Origin of the sequence: Kosakonia sp. S42 (genome assembly GCF_016624785.1) — a bacterium.
GTDB classification, from domain to species: Bacteria; Pseudomonadota; Gammaproteobacteria; order Enterobacterales; family Enterobacteriaceae; genus Kosakonia; species Kosakonia cowanii.
This window is the reverse complement of record NZ_JACVTW010000085.1, coordinates 1-740: the sequence shown is the minus strand read 5'-3', so window position 1 is coordinate 740 and position 740 is coordinate 1. Positions and strand designations below refer to the sequence as shown.

Here is a 740-nt window from a genome sequence, read left to right as displayed (position 1 = left end):
GCTGCAATCACTACCGTACTGGCTAAGACCTACGGCGGTGCTGCTCGCGCATTCGACCAGATCGATAACGCGCCGGAAGAAAAAGCTCGTGGTATCACCATCAACACCTCTCACGTTGAATATGACACCCCGACTCGCCACTACGCGCACGTAGACTGCCCGGGCCACGCCGACTATGTTAAAAACATGATCACCGGTGCTGCGCAGATGGACGGCGCGATCCTGGTTGTTGCTGCGACTGACGGCCCGATGCCGCAGACCCGTGAGCACATCCTGCTGGGTCGTCAGGTAGGCGTTCCGTTCATCATCGTGTTCCTGAACAAATGTGACATGGTTGATGACGAAGAGCTGCTGGAACTGGTTGAGATGGAAGTGCGTGAGCTGCTGTCTCAGTACGACTTCCCGGGCGACGACACCCCGATCGTTCGCGGTTCCGCGCTGAAAGCGCTGGAAGGCGAAGCTGAGTGGGAAGAGAAAATCATCGAACTGGCTGGCTACCTGGATTCCTACATCCCGGAACCAGAGCGCGCGATTGACAAGCCGTTCCTGCTGCCGATCGAAGACGTATTCTCCATCTCCGGTCGTGGTACCGTTGTTACCGGTCGTGTAGAGCGCGGTATCATCAAAGTTGGTGAAGAAGTTGAAATCGTTGGTATCAAAGACACCGCGAAATCTACCTGTACCGGCGTTGAAATGTTCCGCAAACTGCTGGACGAAGGCCGTGCTGGTGAGAACGTTGG

At 56.1% G+C, this 740-nt stretch carries 1 protein-coding gene; it reads left to right on the top strand.

Annotation, left to right across the window (positions count from 1 at the left end; genetic code table 11):
- Positions 1-740: elongation factor Tu (locus IAE50_RS25665; RefSeq protein WP_200581694.1), on the top strand; the 740-nt coding region annotated here is incomplete at both ends.